This window comes from Paenibacillus vini, from assembly GCF_018403325.1.
Classification (GTDB): domain Bacteria; phylum Bacillota; class Bacilli; order Paenibacillales; family Paenibacillaceae; genus Fontibacillus; species Fontibacillus vini.
On the sequence record NZ_BOSL01000037.1, the window covers coordinates 1 to 1,602 of the forward strand.

Below are 1,602 nucleotides of genomic sequence, written 5' to 3' on the forward strand. Positions count from 1 at the left end.
TCAGGGGTAGGGGAGCGTTGTATGTAGGTTGAAGGTGTACCGTAAGGAGCGCTGGACAGCATACAAGTGAGAATGCCGGTATGAGTAACGAAAAGATCAGTGAGAATCTGATCCGCCGAAAGCCTAAGGGTTCCTGAGGAAGGTTCGTCCGCTCAGGGTAAGTCGGGACCTAAGGCGAGGCCGAAAGGCGTAGTCGAAGGACAACAGGTTGAAATTCCTGTACCACCGTAAACCGTTATGAGCAATGGGGTGACGCAGTAGGGTAGTGACGCGAGCTGATGGATGCTCGTCCAAGCAGTGAGGCTGATGTGTAGGCAAATCCGCACATCGTAAGGCTGGGCTGTGATGGGGAGGGAAAATTTACAGTACCGAAGGTCATGATCTCACACTGCCAAGAAAAGCCTCTAGCCAGGTGAAGGTGCCCGTACCGCAAACCGACACAGGTAGGCGAGAAGAGAATTCTAAGGCGCGCGGAAGAACTCTCGTTAAGGAACTCGGCAAAATGACCCCGTAACTTCGGGAGAAGGGGTGCCCCGGTAGTGTGAATAGCACGAGGGGGCCGCAGTGAAAAGGCCCAAGCGACTGTTTAGCAAAAACACAGGTCTGTGCGAAGCCGCAAGGCGAAGTATACGGGCTGACGCCTGCCCGGTGCTGGAAGGTTAAGGGGAGTGGTTAGGGGTAACCCGAAGCTATGAACTGAAGCCCCAGTAAACGGCGGCCGTAACTATAACGGTCCTAAGGTAGCGAAATTCCTTGTCAGGTAAATTCTGACCCGCACGAATGGCGTAACGACTTGGGCGCTGTCTCAACGAGAGATCCGGTGAAATTTTAATACCTGTGAAGATGCAGGTTACCCGCGACAAGACGGAAAGACCCCATGGAGCTTTACTGCAGCTTGATATTGGACTTTGATACGATTTGTACAGGATAGGTGGGAGCCTAGGAAGCCGGAGCGCCAGCTTCGGTGGAGGCGCCGTTGGGATACCACCCTGATCGTATTGGAGTTCTAACCTGGTACCGTGATCCGGTACGGGGACAGTGTCAGGCGGGCAGTTTGACTGGGGCGGTCGCCTCCTAAAGAGTAACGGAGGCGCCCCAAGGTTCCCTCAGAATGGTTGGAAATCATTCGAAGAGTGCAAAGGCATAAGGGAGCTTGACTGCGAGACTGACAAGTCGAGCAGGGACGAAAGTCGGGCTTAGTGATCCGGTGGTACCGCATGGAAGGGCCATCGCTCAACGGATAAAAGCTACCCTGGGGATAACAGGCTTATCTCCCCCAAGAGTCCACATCGACGGGGAGGTTTGGCACCTCGATGTCGGCTCATCGCATCCTGGGGCTGAAGTAGGTCCCAAGGGTTGGGCTGTTCGCCCATTAAAGCGGTACGCGAGCTGGGTTCAGAACGTCGTGAGACAGTTCGGTCCCTATCTGTCGTGGGCGTAGGAAATTTGAGAGGAGCTGTCCTTAGTACGAGAGGACCGGGATGGACGCACCGCTGGTGCACCAGTTGTTCCGCCAGGAGCATAGCTGGGTAGCTACGTGCGGACGGGATAAGCGCTGAAAGCATCTAAGCGTGAAGCCCCCCTCAAGATGAGATTTCCCAA

The 1,602-nt window shown here is 54.9% G+C and carries 1 rRNA gene; it reads left to right on the forward strand.

Annotation, left to right across the window (positions count from 1 at the left end):
* Positions 1 to 1,602, forward strand: a 23S ribosomal RNA gene (locus tag KJS57_RS25955); the annotation flags it as partial.